13 protein-coding genes are annotated in these 13,949 nt (G+C 63.8%); 7 read left to right on the top strand and 6 right to left on the bottom strand.

Features of this window, described 5'->3' with window-relative positions:
• Window positions 1–85 precede the first annotated feature (85 nt).
• Window positions 86–901: an exodeoxyribonuclease III gene (xth, locus tag ABIC03_RS35045; protein WP_354064942.1), complete on the top strand. Its 816-nt coding sequence runs from the start codon at window positions 86–88 to the stop codon at window positions 899–901.
• A 111-nt stretch (window positions 902–1,012) separates the two neighbouring features.
• On the opposite strand, the gene ABIC03_RS35050 is transcribed toward xth, so the two are convergent.
• Both ABIC03_RS35050 and ABIC03_RS35055 read right to left on the bottom strand, forming a co-directional pair.
• Window positions 1,013–1,456, bottom strand: coding sequence for a cyclic nucleotide-binding domain-containing protein (locus ABIC03_RS35050; RefSeq protein WP_007598631.1), 444 nt, complete (start codon window positions 1,454–1,456; stop codon window positions 1,013–1,015).
• A gap of 58 nt (window positions 1,457–1,514) precedes the next feature.
• Window positions 1,515–2,201 (bottom strand): response regulator transcription factor, encoded by a 687-nt coding sequence (locus ABIC03_RS35055; RefSeq protein WP_007598630.1) that lies wholly within the window; start codon window positions 2,199–2,201, stop codon window positions 1,515–1,517.
• 235 nt (window positions 2,202–2,436) lie between these two features.
• Here ABIC03_RS35055 and ABIC03_RS35060 point away from each other — a divergent pair, with 235 nt between their 5' ends.
• A complete protein-coding gene (locus tag ABIC03_RS35060; protein ID WP_354064944.1) occupies window positions 2,437–2,973 on the top strand; it encodes a L,D-transpeptidase family protein in 537 nt (178 codons plus the stop codon).
• A gap of 6 nt (window positions 2,974–2,979) precedes the next feature.
• The gene (locus ABIC03_RS35065; protein ID WP_354064946.1) at window positions 2,980–3,753 is read left to right on the top strand and encodes a 2-keto-4-pentenoate hydratase; all 774 of its coding nucleotides are present in this window, start codon (window positions 2,980–2,982) and stop codon (window positions 3,751–3,753) included.
• 138 nt (window positions 3,754–3,891) lie between these two features.
• On the opposite strand, the gene ABIC03_RS35070 is transcribed toward ABIC03_RS35065, so the two are convergent.
• The gene (locus ABIC03_RS35070) at window positions 3,892–4,581 is read right to left on the bottom strand and encodes a YggS family pyridoxal phosphate-dependent enzyme (RefSeq protein ID WP_354064948.1); all 690 of its coding nucleotides are present in this window, start codon (window positions 4,579–4,581) and stop codon (window positions 3,892–3,894) included.
• A 107-nt stretch (window positions 4,582–4,688) separates the two neighbouring features.
• Here ABIC03_RS35070 and ABIC03_RS35075 point away from each other — a divergent pair, with 107 nt between their 5' ends.
• Window positions 4,689–6,386 carry a diguanylate cyclase domain-containing protein gene (locus ABIC03_RS35075; RefSeq protein WP_275169001.1) on the top strand — a complete coding sequence of 566 codons (1,698 nt, stop codon included), beginning with the start codon at window positions 4,689–4,691 and terminating at the stop codon, window positions 6,384–6,386.
• 3 nt (window positions 6,387–6,389) lie between these two features.
• Here the strand turns inward: ABIC03_RS35075 and ABIC03_RS35080 are convergent, their stop codons facing one another.
• Window positions 6,390–7,436, bottom strand: a complete 1,047-nt coding sequence (locus tag ABIC03_RS35080; RefSeq protein WP_354064950.1) for a GGDEF domain-containing protein — start codon at window positions 7,434–7,436, stop codon at window positions 6,390–6,392.
• A gap of 193 nt (window positions 7,437–7,629) precedes the next feature.
• Here ABIC03_RS35080 and leuS point away from each other — a divergent pair, with 193 nt between their 5' ends.
• Genes leuS through holA form a run of 3 tightly spaced genes read left to right on the top strand, consistent with a single transcriptional unit; the run spans window position 7,630 to window position 11,868 of the window.
• Complete coding sequence (leuS, locus tag ABIC03_RS35085) at window positions 7,630–10,254, top strand: leucine--tRNA ligase (RefSeq protein WP_354064952.1); 2,625 nt, start codon at window positions 7,630–7,632, stop codon at window positions 10,252–10,254.
• Window positions 10,241–10,792, top strand: a complete 552-nt coding sequence (gene lptE / locus ABIC03_RS35090; protein WP_275168995.1) for an LPS assembly lipoprotein LptE — start codon at window positions 10,241–10,243, stop codon at window positions 10,790–10,792. The genes leuS and lptE overlap by 14 nt, the downstream gene beginning before the upstream one ends.
• A 47-nt stretch (window positions 10,793–10,839) precedes the next feature.
• Window positions 10,840–11,868 carry a DNA polymerase III subunit delta gene (gene holA / locus ABIC03_RS35095; RefSeq protein ID WP_354064954.1) on the top strand — a complete coding sequence of 343 codons (1,029 nt, stop codon included), beginning with the start codon at window positions 10,840–10,842 and terminating at the stop codon, window positions 11,866–11,868.
• A 153-nt stretch (window positions 11,869–12,021) separates the two neighbouring features.
• On the opposite strand, the gene ABIC03_RS35100 is transcribed toward holA, so the two are convergent.
• Together ABIC03_RS35100 and ABIC03_RS35105 are read right to left on the bottom strand one after the other, a co-directional pair.
• Entirely contained in the window at window positions 12,022–12,906 is an 885-nt protein-coding gene (locus ABIC03_RS35100; RefSeq protein WP_354064956.1) for a ParB/RepB/Spo0J family partition protein, read from the bottom strand.
• Between the two features lie 174 nt (window positions 12,907–13,080).
• The gene (locus ABIC03_RS35105; protein WP_007598621.1) at window positions 13,081–13,935 is read right to left on the bottom strand and encodes a ParA family protein; all 855 of its coding nucleotides are present in this window, start codon (window positions 13,933–13,935) and stop codon (window positions 13,081–13,083) included.
• Between the last annotated feature and the right edge of the window lie 14 nt (window positions 13,936–13,949).

A 13,949-nucleotide genomic window follows, 5' to 3' on the forward strand; every position in this document is an offset into this window, starting at 1 on the left:
TTACGCTGCGCTAACCCACCCTACGAATCCACTTGCTGTGGACAAGCATTTTCTCCGCATCAATCCATGCTAAGACGCATCCCTCATGCGTTTTTCCCTGACAACCTGGAACATCAATTCGGTGCGGCTGCGCATCGATCTGGTCGCAAAATTTCTCAAGAGCGCGCGGCCGGACGTGCTGTGTCTCCAGGAAACCAAGTGCATCGACGACGCCTTTCCCCTGAAGCGCTTCAAGCGGCTCGGTTATGAGCATGTCGCGTTGAACGGGCAGAAGGGTTATCACGGCGTCGCCATCGTCTCGAAGATTCCGTTCGAGTCGAAGGACATCCGCACCTTCTGCGACAAGGTGGATTCACGCCACATCTCAGTATCGTTCGGTGAGAAGGCTGGGATCGCGAAGCCCCTGGTCGTGCATAATTTCTACGTGCCGGCCGGCGGCGACATTCCCGATCCCGCGTTGAACGAGAAATTCGATCACAAGCTCCGCTTCCTCGACGAGATGAAGGCGTGCGAGCCGTTGCATCCGCGCGGCGAGGATCGCCACATCCTGGTCGGCGATCTCAACGTTGCCCCGCATGAGAACGACGTCTGGTCGCACAAGCAGCTTCTGAAAGTGGTGTCGCACACGCCTGTCGAAACCGAGAAGCTGCAAGCCGCGCTCGCCGCCGGCGAGTGGGTCGACGTCGCCCGCGAGCGCATTCCGCTGTCGGAAAAGGTCTACACCTGGTGGAGCTACCGCTCCGCCGATTGGACCGTCGGCGACCGCGGCCGCCGGCTCGACCACATCTGGGTCTCGCGCGCGCTGAAAGATGCGGTCAGTGATTTCAGGATTTTGCGCGACGCGCGGAGCTGGGAGCGGCCGTCGGACCATGTGCCTGTTACGGTGACGCTCGATCTGTGATTACCGGAGATCCGTAGCCCGGATGGAGCGAGGCGCAATCCGGGACGGACTTTCCGTAGGCGAGAATCCCGGATTACGCTTCGCTCCATCCGGGCGACGAAGCTAAGACACTCAACTCGTCAGCTTCGCACCGGCCATCAATATATCGCTGGCGATCTGGCTGGAGCGCACCGCGAATTCATCGCGCAGGCGGACGGCGGCGGCGGGATCGCTTTCGAGCACGCGCTGAAACAGGCTGCGCGCGACGCGGATGACGGAGGCGTGCTCGATTGCGATCGCGCTCGACGGCCGCTTCATCGGCACGATCAGCGCGAGCTCGCCGATCAGCGCACCGGGACTTGCGATCATCTCCGCGCCGGCGCCGTCGTCGACCCGGAAGGCGCCGCGCTGGACCACGAAGCCGGCATCGGCATCGTCGCCAAGATTGAACAGGACGTCGCCGCGGACGAAGTCACGCTGCTCGGAGCCGATCGCCAGCATGCGCAACGAAGCGTCTCCCAACAGGCGCAGTGTCGGGACACGCTCGAGAAGCGCTACATCGTCGTCGATTGACATTCAGGTCCGGGGCTCAAGGGCATGCGATCTAAAACGATTCGCACGCCCCAGAAGCGTATCACGGCACCAGCTTGTAGCCACCGGCTTCCGTGACCAGGATTTCCGGGTTGGCGGCGTCCTTCTCGATCTTCTGGCGAAGGCGGTAGATGTGGGTTTCCAGCGTGTGGGTGGTGACGCCAGAATTGTAGCCCCAGACCTCCTGGAGCAGGGTCTCGCGCGAGACCGGCATCTGGCCGGCCCGGTAGAGGAAGCGGAGGATGGCGGTTTCCTTCTCCGTCAGCCGGACCTTGCGCGCGTTGGCGGCGGTCAGCATTTTGGAGCCGGGCCGGAAGGAGTAGGGGCCGACCGAGAACACCGCGTCCTCGCTGGCTTCGTGCTGCCGGAGCTGGGCGCGGATGCGCGCCAGCAGCACGGCGAAGCGGAAAGGTTTTGCGACATAATCGTTGGCGCCGGATTCCAGCCCCAAAATCGTGTCGGAATCGGTGTCATGCCCGGTGAGCATGATGATCGGAGCCTTGAACCCACCCTTGCGTAACGAACGGACCACTTCGCGGCCATCCGTGTCGGGCAGGCCAACATCCATCAGGACGAGATCGGGGGCATTGGCCTTCGCGGCGCTCGCGCCCTTGGCGCCGGTATCGACCGCGGAGGCTTCGAATTCTTCGTGCAGCGACAATTGCTCCACCAACGTATCGCGCAGATCGGTATCGTCATCCACGATCAGGATCTTGCGGGCATTGGCCATAGGGGGTCATCCTTTTGGGGTCCGGCGCGGCGCGCATCCATGCTGCACCCAGCCGAGAGGGAAGTTTAGGGGTCGCAATTATTATTGTTGTTCGTCTTGAAGTAGTGGGCTGTTACCGATTCACAAGCCAGAACCACTCTAACCCAGAATAGCAGGCCGTTTTGATGAATGTCCTGTAATGAATTCGACATCGCACGTTCACATGAAAAATAAAGCTGCTTCAGCTAGTTACACCATGAACCGAAGCGCCGGGCCGCTCTCGGCGATCCGCGTTAAGCCTGCCGCCGGGAATCCGCGCCGGGGTTGGCTGACTGCCGGAGCGCTGACGATTCCGGTGGCGCTCGGACGCGGCGGCATTCTGGCGAACAAGCGCGAGGGCGATGGCGGCACCCCGAGGGGCAGCTTCCGTCCCAGGCGATTGTGGTGGCGGGGCGACCGGCACAGCCGCCCGCAGACCTTCCTGCCGGCCCGGATCATCACCGGCGAGGACGCCTGGTGCGAGGATCCCAAGGACCGCCACTACAATCAGGGAATCCGGCTCGGCGAGGGGCAGGGCGGTGACCGGCTCAAGCGGTCCGACCATCTCTATGACTTCATCATCGAGATCGACCACAATACGAAGCCGCGGATCGCCGGCCGGGGCAGCGCGGTGTTTTTGCATCTGGCGCGCGACAATTTCGGCCCGACCGCAGGCTGCGTCTCGATGAGCAAAGCGGCGATGCGACAATTGCTGCGGCGGCTGGGACCAAAAACAAAAATCATCATCGGGTGAGGACACATGCTCGACAGGGATCAGATCGCCGCCGCCTCGCAGGTTCTGGTCAAACATTGGCGCGACGGCACCAAGTTAGACGCACTGGAGCCACGGTTGCGGCCTCAGAACCGCACCGAGGGTTACGCCGTGCAGGCTGCGCTCAGCGGGACATTATTCGGCTGGAAGATCGCGGCGACGAGCGAGTCCGGACAGAAGCACATCAATGTCGCGGGACCGCTGGCCGGTCGGATCATGAGCGACACCGTGATCGCCGATGGCGGCACCGCCTCGATGAAGGGCAACGCGATGCGCGTCGGCGAACCCGAGTTCGCTTTCCGCATGGCGCGCGATCTGCCGCCGCGCGCGGCGCCGTATCCTGTCGACGAGGTGCTCGCCGCCGTGGACAGCTTGCATCCCGCGATCGAGATTCCCGATTCGCGCTTTGCTGATTTTGTCAGCGCCGGCGAGGCGCAGCTGATCGCCGACAACGCTTGTGCGCATCTGTTCGTGCTGGGCGCAGCGACGAATGCGAACTGGCGCGCCATGGATCTCGTCGAGCAGCGGCCGCAGATCACGCTGCGCGGCCAGCGCTATCTCGGTTACGGCAAGAACGTGCTCGGCGATCCCCGCATTGCCCTGGTCTGGCTGGCGAAGGAGCTGCGTGGCCTCGGCATCACCTTGCGGGCAGGGGAGGTGGTGACCACGGGCACGTGCCATCCGCCGCTGCCGATCCAGGCGGGCGATCATTTCGCGGCGGATTTCGGCGTGCTGGGGATGGTGTCGGTGAGGTTCGAATAGGTCCCGCATACACCACCGTCATTGCGAGCGCAGCGAAGCAATCCAGAGTCCCTCCGTGGAAAGATTCTGGATTGCTTCGCTGCGCTCGCAATGACGAAATCGATAGCCGTTGCCGGGCGCGACCCAGGCTTACAGCTCTCACCGGTGCCCGAAGATCGCACTTCCCACGCGCACATGGGTGGCGCCGAGCATGATCGCGGTCGCATAATCCGCGCTCATTCCCATCGAGAGCTTCTTCAATCCATTGCGCGCGGCGATCTTGGCGGTCAGCGCGAAATGCGCCGCCGGCGGCTCGTCTACCGGCGGGATGCACATCAACCCCGATATCGTCAGCCCATAGCTGTCGCGGCAGCTCGCGATGAAAGCATCGGCCTCGCCGGGGGCGATGCCCGCCTTCTGCGGCTCCTCACCGATATTGATCTGGACAAACAATTCCGGGTGCTTGTTCTGGGATTCGATTTCCTTGGCTAACGCCTGGCAAATGCTCGGACGGTCGACCGAATGGATGGCATCGAACAGCGCGACCGCCTCTTTCGCCTTGTTGGATTGCAGCGGCCCGATCAGATGCAGCGCGATATCGGAGTAACCAGAAGTTAACGCGGGCCACTTGCCTTTGGCCTCCTGCACGCGATTCTCCCCGAATACGCGCTGTCCGGCGTCGATGACCGGGGTAATTGCATCCGCGGCGAAAGTTTTCGATACCGCGATCAGCGTCACGGAGCCACGTTCGCGGCGCGCATCCTTGCAGGCGCGCGCGATTTCGGCTTCGACCGCGGCGAGCGCGTTTGGTGAATGGCCGGTTAGCGGCGCGGCGTTGGCTTCAGTCATGATGTCGCATCGGAGTTGTTGTTGCGGAGCTAGTTCTAATTTTACCGAGTTCAAGAAAGAGTTTTTGAACCCTTTGCTTTACCTTGGCTGCGGGGTGGGCAGCGAAGATGGCAAACGTCAGTTTCAACCGCAAACGAGCGAAACTCAAGCAGGTTCTCGGAATCCGGGCGCGGCTTGCGTTGCTCGCGGTGATTCTGGTGACGCCTCTGATGTTCGAGCGCATCCGTTCGCTTGAAGACACGCGCACGCGGCAGATCGCGCAGGCCACGGCCGAATTCACCACCGTTGCAAGGCACAGCGCCGATGCGCAGCGCGAGGTGATCTCGTCGGTCGAGACCATCCTGAAATCGGAAGCTTTCATCCGCGCCTCCGCCGGCGGCATCAGCAAGAGCTGTGACGTGCTGCGCGCGAGCCTGCCGTCAAATCTCCCCTGGATCCGCACGCTTCTGATTGCCGGCCAGGACGGACGCATCCAGTGCGCCACCAACAACATGTATGTCGGTCTCGACCTCAGCGACCGGCCCTACTTCCAGCAGGCGCAGGAAACCGGCCGTTTCGTGCTGAGCGACTTCATCCTGTCGCGCCCGGTGCTAACACCGACCGTCATGGCGGTCTACCCGGTGTCCGCCTTTAGCGGCGTAGCGGATGCCGTCGTGCTCGCCACCGTCAACCTCGACTGGATGTCGAAGGTCATGAGCAATCTGGGTGGCCGCGCCGGCATCACGGCCGTGCTGGTCGACAGCGCAGGCATCGTACTGGCGGCACCGGCCGACCAGCATAGCGCGATCGGCCGTCCGCTCGACAACATGCCGCTGATGTCCGCGATCGCCGACAAGGCGCTGAGGTCGGACCAGGACGAAGGCTCACTCTCTTTCCTCGCTGCCGACGGCTCCCGCCGCGCGGTCAGCTATATCCGCATCGCCGGGACCAATGCCCGCCTGATCGCCAGCATCGACGAGGACAAGGTGTCCGCGGCCGTGAGCCGCGACATCCGCACCGCCTATCTCCAGCTCGCTTTCGTCGTGCTATTCGTGCTGCTCGGCGCGCTGATCGCAGCCGAGAAACTGGTGATCAAGCCGATCAGGATGCTCGCCGACATGGCCAAGCGTCTGGGCGAGGGCGATCTGTCGGCGCGCGCCGCGCGCAATCGCCTGCCGGCCGAGTTCGTGCCGCTGGCCCGCGCGTTCAACGCGATGGCCGCGCAGCTCAGCCAGCGCGAACGCGAGCTGATGGCGAGCAATGACCGGCTCACGGTGATGGCCTCGATCGACATGTTGTCGGGGCTCGCCAACCGCCGCGGCTTCCAGAGCCGCCTCGACTTCGAATGGATGCGCGCGCAGCAATATGGCAGCGACCTCGCGCTTCTGATGATCGACGTCGACCATTTCAAGCTGTTCAACGACACCTATGGCCATCTCGAAGGCGATTCGTGCCTGACCAGGCTCGGCGAATCACTGTCCGGCATCGCCGCCGACACGATGGGCTTCGCGGCCCGCTACGGCGGCGAGGAATTCTGCCTGTTGCTGCCGAACACCGACGTGGCGCGCGCCGTCGAAATCGGCGAACAGGCGCGCGCGGCCGTGCTGAAGCTCTGCCTGCCGCACATCACCTCCGACCACATGATCGTCACCGTCTCGATCGGCGTTGCCGCGACCAAGCCCAACGAGAGCTTGCGTCCGGGCGATTTGATCGAAGCCGCCGACGCCGCGCTCTACGCCGCCAAGCACCGCGGCCGCAACAACGTCGTCGAACACGGCATCACGGTGATCGACAACGGCGCGGCGGAAATGATGATGGCGGGTTGAGGGCTAACCCGCAGCCCCGGTGCGATCGAGTTCGCTCTCGGTGACCACGCGATTGCGGCCGCTGTTCTTGGCGAGATAGAGCGCGCGATCGCAGCGCTCGATGAAATCGGTGATCGCTTCGCCGCTCCGGTACTGCGCAACACCAATCGACACGCTGATATGGGGAAGGACCTCGCCGGTCGACCGGCGCGTGATCCTGCATTCCGCGATCGCGTGCCTGATGCGCTCGGCAATCTGGGCGCAGACGGTGAGATCGGCATCCGGCAATACCGCGATCAGCTCCTCGCCGCCATAACGGGCCGACAGGTCCTGCTCGCGGACTTTTTCGCGCAGCACCTTGGCCATAAGGCGCAGCACCTGGTCGCCGACGCCGTGACCGAAACTGTCGTTGAAGGTCTTGAAGTGGTCGATGTCGAGCATCAGCACGCTGAGCGGCTCGCCCCAGTCCGCAGTTGTCTGCGCCTTGCGCAGGAATTCATCGAGCGCCCGCCGGTTGGCGAGACCTGTGAGCGTATCGGTCCGGGCACGCTCCTCGGATCTGGAGAGAGAGGCGCGGATCACGTCGAGCTCGCGGGTCTTTTCCGCGAAGCCTGCCTCGAGCCGCGTCGCGCGGGCGGCGGCGCGGCCCAACTCGTTCATGAGCTGGGCAACGAGCGCTTTGGGGTCGACACCGGCCTTGCCCTGGTCCGCGACCTCGTTGATCGCCTGCATCTGGGAGTGGTTGTCGGCAATCGCGGTTGCCAGAAAATCCTTCGCCGCGCCCATAAGGGTGTGGAGCCGCTCGGACGTGTCGACGACGATGGCACTCACCTGGGGCGCGACGTAGGTCTCGAACAGATCCTGATTGGTCCTGAGGTCGAAGGGCCGATTGTGATCGATCAGGAGATCGATCGCGTTGCGCAGATCGTCATGGCTTCCCGCGAAATATTGGAACCAGACGGCGAAATTGGCCGGCGTGGCAGGGATCCGCTGTTCGGCCATGCTCCGCATCGCCCGTTCGGCAACGGACGCGGCATAGTCGTAATCGGGATCGTCGAAGCTGGCGTCCATCACAAGTCTTGAGAATTCTGGTCAGTCGCAAACTCGCATCGACCCCTTAATCACGCCCCAACGCGGCCTCAGTAGTTATGCGGTGCAGCGCCGAAGGTTCCCGAATTGCGGCAACCCATTGACCCCTTGAGGACTTCTATGGCCTAGTCCGCCGTCTTTAGACGGCCCAGATCCACGAAAACCCAACGATTCCATGACCTCCGAACGCTATAACGCCCGCGACGCCGAACCGCGCTGGCAAGCCGCCTGGGACCAACAGGCGATCTTCGTCTCCAAGAACGACGATCCGCGGCCGAAATACTATGTGCTGGAGATGTTCCCCTACCCGTCGGGGCGCATCCATATCGGCCATGTCCGCAATTACACGCTCGGCGACGTGCTGGCCCGCTTCATGCGCGCAAAGGGGTTCAACGTGCTGCACCCGATGGGCTGGGACGCTTTCGGCCTGCCGGCCGAGAACGCCGCGATCGAGCGCAAGGTGGCGCCGAAGGCCTGGACCTACGACAACATCGCCGCGATGAAGAAGCAGCTCCGCTCGATCGGGCTGTCGCTGGACTGGAGCCGCGAGATCGCGACCTGCGATCCCAGCTACTACAAGCACCAGCAGAAGTTGTTTCTGGACTTCCTGCGCGAAGGCCTCGCCGAGCGCGAAAAGCGCAAGGTGAACTGGGACCCCGTCGACATGACCGTGCTCGCCAACGAGCAGGTGATCGACGGCAAAGGCTGGCGTTCGGGCGCCGTCGTCGAACAACGGGAAATGAGCCAGTGGGTCTTCAAGATCACGAAGTACTCGCAGGAGCTGCTGTCGGCACTGGATACGCTGGACCGCTGGCCCGACAAGGTGCGGCTGATGCAGCGCAACTGGATCGGCCGGTCCGAGGGCCTGCTGATCCGTTTCGCGCTCGACGCGGCGACGACGCCGGCCGGCGAGAGCGAACTGAAGATTTTCACGACGCGCCCCGATACGCTGTTCGGCGCGAAATTCATGGCGATCTCGGCCGATCATCCGCTGGCACAGGCGGCCGCCGCGAAGAATCCGAAGCTCGCCGAGTTCATCGGCGAGATCAAGCGGATGGGCACGGCGCAGGAGATCATCGACACCGCCGAGAAGCAGGGATTCGATACCGGCATCCGCGCGGTTCACCCGTTCGATCCAAGCTGGAAGCTGCCGGTCCATGTCGCCAACTTCGTGCTGATGGAATACGGCACCGGCGCCATTTTCGGCTGTCCCGCACACGACCAGCGCGACCTCGACTTCGTCAACAAGTATGCTCTCGGCAACACGCCGGTGGTGTGCCCCGAAGGCCAGGATCCCAAGAGCTTTGTCATCACCGATACCGCCTATGACGGTGACGGCCGCATGATCAATTCGCGCTTCCTCGACGGCATGACCATCGATCAGGCCAAGGACGAGGTGGCGAAGCGTCTCGAGAGCGAGCTGCGCGGCAACGCGCCGGTCGGCGAGCGCCAGGTGAATTTCCGCCTGCGCGACTGGGGCATATCGCGCCAGCGTTATTGGGGCTGCCCGATTCCTGTCATCCACTGTCCGAGGTGTGACGTGGTGCCGGTGCCGGATGCCGACCTCCCGGTGGTGCTGCCGGAGGATGTGAGCTTCGACAAGCCGGGCAACGCGCTCGATCATCACCCGACCTGGAAGCACGTCAGCTGCCCCAAATGCGGCGGCAAGGCTAGCCGCGAAACCGACACCATGGACACCTTCGTGGATTCGTCCTGGTACTTTGCGCGCTTCACCGATCCCTGGAACGAGAACGCGCCGACGACGCCAGAGGTCGCCAACCGCATGCTGCCGGTCGACCAGTATATCGGCGGCGTCGAGCACGCGATCCTGCATCTGCTCTACAGCCGCTTCTTCACCCGTGCGATGAAGGCGACCGGGCACATCGCACTGGACGAGCCGTTCGCCGGCATGTTCACGCAGGGCATGGTCGTGCACGAGACCTACCAGAAGGCCGACGGCACCTACGTCCAGCCGGTCGAGGTGAAGGTCGAGACCGGCGCGAACGGTCGCCGCGCCACGCTGCTGACGTCAGGCGAAGACATCCAGATCGGCCCGATCGAGAAGATGTCGAAGTCGAAGAAGAACACGGTCGACCCCGACGACATCATCGAGACCTACGGCGCCGACGTTGCGCGCTGGTTCATGCTGTCGGACTCCCCGCCCGAGCGCGACGTGATCTGGAGCGATGAGCGCGTCCAGGGCGCCTCGCGGTTCGTGCAGCGGCTGTGGCGGCTGGTGAACGACTCAATTGAGCCCGGCAAGACCGCGCCGGCGGCCCGGCCGGCCAGCTTCGGCCCGGACGCCACCGCCTTGCGCAAGGCCGCCCATGGCGCGCTGGACAAGGTCACCACCGGGATCGAGCGGCTGCACTTCAACGTCTGCCTCGCCCATATCCGCGAATTCACCAATTCGTTTGCGGAGGTCTTGCAGCGTCCCGGCCAGCCGGCTCCAGACTTGGCCTGGGCGATCCGGGAGGCCAGCCAGATCCTGGTCCAGCTGTTCTCCCCGATGATGCCGCATCTGGCCGAGGAGTGTTGGCAGGTTCTGGGCCACAGCGGGCTGGTTTCCGAGGCCAATTGGCCCCAAATCGAACGCGATTTGCTGGTTGAAGACAGTGTGACCCTGGTGGTTCAGGTCAACGGCAAGAAGCGAGGCGAGGTCACAGTTGCAACAGCGGCCGAGAATCCGGAAATCGAGGCTGCCGTTTTGGCCCTCGATGCGGTAAAACTGGCCTTGGACGGCAAGCCCGTCCGCAAGGTGATTATCGTCCCCAAGAGGATCGTGAATGTTGTCGGCTAGGATCCGCATCGCAGCCCGCTTGCTGGCGGTCGCCGCACTGGCGGCCATGACGGCCGGCTGCTTCCACCCGATGTATGCCGAGCACACCGACGGCACCCCCGGCCTGCGCGAAAAGCTGATGGGGGTCGATCTGCCCCCGATCGCCAAGGCCAATGCGTCGCGCGAGGCCCGCGTCGGCGTCGAGGTCCGCAACGCGCTGGCCTTCAAGCTCTATGGCACCGCCACCGGCATGCCGCCGACCCACCGCCTCGAGATCCGCTTCGCAAGCAGCAAGACGTCGCTGATCGTCAATCCCAATACCGGCCTGCCGAGCAGCGAAAACTACGGCCTCGACGCCCAGTACAATCTGATCGAGGTGGTCAGCGGCAGGTCGGTGATGACCGGCACGACGTTCTCCCGCGTGTCCTACGACATGCCCGGCTCCTATCAGCGCTTCAGCCGCAACCGCGCGATACGTGATGCCGAGGATCGTGCCGCCAACGAGATCGCAGAGAACATCACGACTCGCCTCGCCTCGTTCTTCACCGCGGGCACTTAATTCATCCCGTCATCCCGGTTCGCCCGGAATGACGAAGCCCAGGCAACATGGTCGCGCTGCGCGGAAAAGAGATCGACGCCTTTCTCGCCCGCCCCGATGCGGGCCGTCCGATCATCCTGCTCTATGGTCCTGACGCCGGCCTGGTCCGCGAACGCGCGGATGCGCTGATCGCCTCGGCTGTCGACGATCTCAACGATCCCTTTTCACTGGTCAAGGTCGACGGCGACGAACTCTCTGCCGAGCCGTCGCGCCTCGTCGACGAAGCCATGACGGTGCCGCTGTTCGGGGGCCGCCGCGCCATCCGGGTGCGCGCCGGCTCGCGCAGCTTTGCGAGCGCTATCGACACGCTGGCGGAGATGGGCGTCAAGGATTGCCGCATCGTGATCGAGGCCGGCGAGCTGCGCCCGGAATCGCCACTGCGCAAGGCCTGCGAACGCGCCAAGACGGCCGTCGCGATCGCCTGCTATCCCGATACCGAGCGCGACCTCGCCAAGCTGATGGAAGACGAGCTTCGCATCGCCAATTTGCGCATCGCGCAGGATGCCCGCGCGGCGCTGATGTCGTTCCTCGGCGGCGACCGCCAGGCCTCCCGCAACGAGCTGCGCAAGCTCACGCTCTATGCCCATGGCAAGGGCGAGATCACGCTGGATGACGTGATGGCTGTCGTCGCCGATGCGTCGGAGCTGAAGCTCGATCCGATCGTCGATGGTGCCTTCGCCGGCCGGCCCGAGATCGTCGAGAACGAGTTTGCCAAAGCCATGATCGCCGGCACCTACCCCGGCGTGATCATTTCTGCGGCGCAGCGTCAGGCGGCGTGGCTGCACAAATCCGCGCTCGCAATCGCCGACGGCACGCCCACTTCCGCAGTGCTCGACAGCGGCTACCCGCGCCTGCATTTTTCGCGGAAGCCCGCGGTCGAAACCGCACTGCGTAATTTCAGCGTGGCGCGGCTCGCTGCCATCATCGAGCAGCTCGCGACCGCCGCGCTCGACACCCGCAAGCAATCCACCCTCGCCGCCGCCATCGCCCAGCGCACGCTGATGGCGATCGCCGCGAACGCGAAGCGGCGGGGCTGAGCACCCGCTCTGTCCCCTCGTTATTGCGAGGAGCCCTTGCGACGAAGCAATCCAGAATCTCTCCGCGGAAAGATTCTGGAGTTCTTCGCTACGTTCGCAATGACCTGTCGATCGGCATGTCGTCCTGGCTTTCGCAGGACGACACCAAGCGGCTTACACCGCGCCCTTTGCCAACCGCCGCATGACCTCGTCGAGCTGATCGAGGTTGCGGTAGTTGATCTGGACAGAGCCGCCGGGATCGCGGTGGCTCACCGTGACCTTGAGCCCGAGCGCGTCACTGACGCGCTTCTCCAGGTCGACCGTATCAGGGTCCTTTTCCTTCGCTCCCGTGCGCGCCTTCTGCGGCTTGCGCTCCGGTACGCCTTCTTCATGCGCCAGCGCCTCGGTCTGGCGGACGTTGAGGCCCTCTTCGACGATGCGCTTGGCAGCCGCGAGCGGATCAGGCACGCCGATCAGCGCGCGGGCGTGACCGGCGGTCAGTTCGCCGCTCGTGATCAACGCTTGTACCTCCGCAGGAAGCTTCGTCAGCCGCATCATGTTGGCGATGTGGCTGCGGCTCTTGCCAACGACTTTGGCGATGTCGTCTTGGCTGCGTTTGAACTCGTTGGCGAGCGCGTGATAGCCGAGCGCCTCTTCCATCGGGTTGAGGTCTTCGCGCTGCACGTTCTCGACGATCGCGAACTCCAGCGCATCGCTGTCGCTGATGTCGACGGGAACGATCGGCACTTCGTGCAGGCCGGCCATTTGCGAGGCGCGCCAGCGCCGCTCGCCGGCGATGATCTCGAAGCGGTCCTGCGCCCCCTTCACCGGGCGCACCACGATCGGCTGGATCACGCCGTGCTGCCTGATCGAATCGCTAAGCTCCCTGAGCTCGGCTTCCGAAAAGGTGCGGCGCGGGTTGCGCGGATTGGGCTTGATGAACTCGATCGGCACCTTGCGCTGCGCGCGCGGCCGATCGACATGCTGAGCCTCGCCCCCGACGTCACCGATCAGACTCGCAAGACCCCGGCCCAATCGCGAACGCGCTTCGTCGGCCATCGCCAGCTCCCTTGGATTCACGCTGCAGCACTCCAGAACTGAATTTCGAATCGTAGGGTGGGTTAGCCCTGCAGATGCGCGAAGCGTATCTGCTCGGCGTAACCCACCTCTTCTGTTTCCGCGGAGATCGACAGTGGTGGGTTACGCCTTCGGCTAACCCACCCTACGGCAACATCAATGCGTCGTCCGCAGCTCGCGCTCGCGCTGGATTACTTCGGTGGCGAGCCGCAGATAAGCTTCGCTGCCGACGCATTTGAGGTCGTAGACCAGCACCGGCTTGCCGTAGGACGGCGCCTCCGAGATGCGCACGTTGCGCGGGATCATGGTCTTGTAGACCTTCTCGCCCATGAACTGCCGGACGTCGGCAACGACCTGGTTCGAGAGATTGTTGCGCGAGTCGAACATGGTCAGCACGATGCCGTGGATCGACAGGTTCGGATTGAGCGTCGAGCGTACCTGCTCCACCGTCTGCAGCAATTGCGACAAACCTTCGAGCGCGAAGAACTCGCACTGGAGCGGCACCAGGATCGCGTCGGAAGCCGCCATCGCGTTCACGGTGATCAAGTTGAGCGAGGGCGGACAGTCGATCAGTACGTAGGTATAATCGGCGTCGGGAGAGACGTTGTTGTTGAGCGCGCTGATCGCGTCACGGAGCTTGTACGCACGACCGGGCGTGGTGCCGAGCTCGAGTTCAAGGCCGGAGAGATCCATGGTCGAGGGCGCAATATGCAGCCGCGGCACAGCCGTCGAGACCACCGCTTCCCGCAGGCTCGCCTCCCCGACAAGAACGTCATAGGTCGAGCAGGAGCGATTGCGGCGATCGATGCCGAGGCCGGTCGAGGCGTTGCCCTGCGGATCGAGATCGACGATCAGGACACGTTCGCCGATCGCAGCGAGCGCCGTGCCGAGATTGATCGCCGTGGTTGTTTTTCCCACGCCGCCCTTCTGATTGGCCAGCGCCAGGATGCGCGGATGGCCCTGCGGGACGGCGGCGGTCTGTTCTTGCTGCGGCTCGTCAATCACGCTCATCGCAAATTCCCCAC

Origin of the sequence: Bradyrhizobium sp. RT6a (genome assembly GCF_040547675.1) — a bacterium.
Lineage (GTDB): Bacteria > Pseudomonadota > Alphaproteobacteria > Rhizobiales > Xanthobacteraceae > Bradyrhizobium.

Coding starts and splice junctions, on each gene's coding strand:
- ABIC03_RS35055 (WP_007598630.1), bottom strand. CDS start 2,201: ATGGCCAATGCCCGCAAGATCCTGATCGTGGATGACGATACCGATCTG.
- leuS (WP_354064952.1), top strand. CDS start 7,630: ATGACCTCCGAACGCTATAACGCCCGCGACGCCGAACCGCGCTGGCAA.
- ABIC03_RS35080 (WP_354064950.1), bottom strand. CDS start 7,436: ATGGACGCCAGCTTCGACGATCCCGATTACGACTATGCCGCGTCCGTT.
- lptE (WP_275168995.1), top strand. CDS start 10,241: ATGTTGTCGGCTAGGATCCGCATCGCAGCCCGCTTGCTGGCGGTCGCC.
- holA (WP_354064954.1), top strand. CDS start 10,840: ATGGTCGCGCTGCGCGGAAAAGAGATCGACGCCTTTCTCGCCCGCCCC.
- ABIC03_RS35065 (WP_354064946.1), top strand. CDS start 2,980: ATGCTCGACAGGGATCAGATCGCCGCCGCCTCGCAGGTTCTGGTCAAA.
- ABIC03_RS35070 (WP_354064948.1), bottom strand. CDS start 4,581: ATGACTGAAGCCAACGCCGCGCCGCTAACCGGCCATTCACCAAACGCG.
- ABIC03_RS35100 (WP_354064956.1), bottom strand. CDS start 12,906: ATGGCCGACGAAGCGCGTTCGCGATTGGGCCGGGGTCTTGCGAGTCTG.
- ABIC03_RS35050 (WP_007598631.1), bottom strand. CDS start 1,456: ATGTCAATCGACGACGATGTAGCGCTTCTCGAGCGTGTCCCGACACTG.
- ABIC03_RS35060 (WP_354064944.1), top strand. CDS start 2,437: ATGAACCGAAGCGCCGGGCCGCTCTCGGCGATCCGCGTTAAGCCTGCC.
- ABIC03_RS35105 (WP_007598621.1), bottom strand. CDS start 13,935: ATGAGCGTGATTGACGAGCCGCAGCAAGAACAGACCGCCGCCGTCCCG.
- xth (WP_354064942.1), top strand. CDS start 86: ATGCGTTTTTCCCTGACAACCTGGAACATCAATTCGGTGCGGCTGCGC.
- ABIC03_RS35075 (WP_275169001.1), top strand. CDS start 4,689: ATGGCAAACGTCAGTTTCAACCGCAAACGAGCGAAACTCAAGCAGGTT.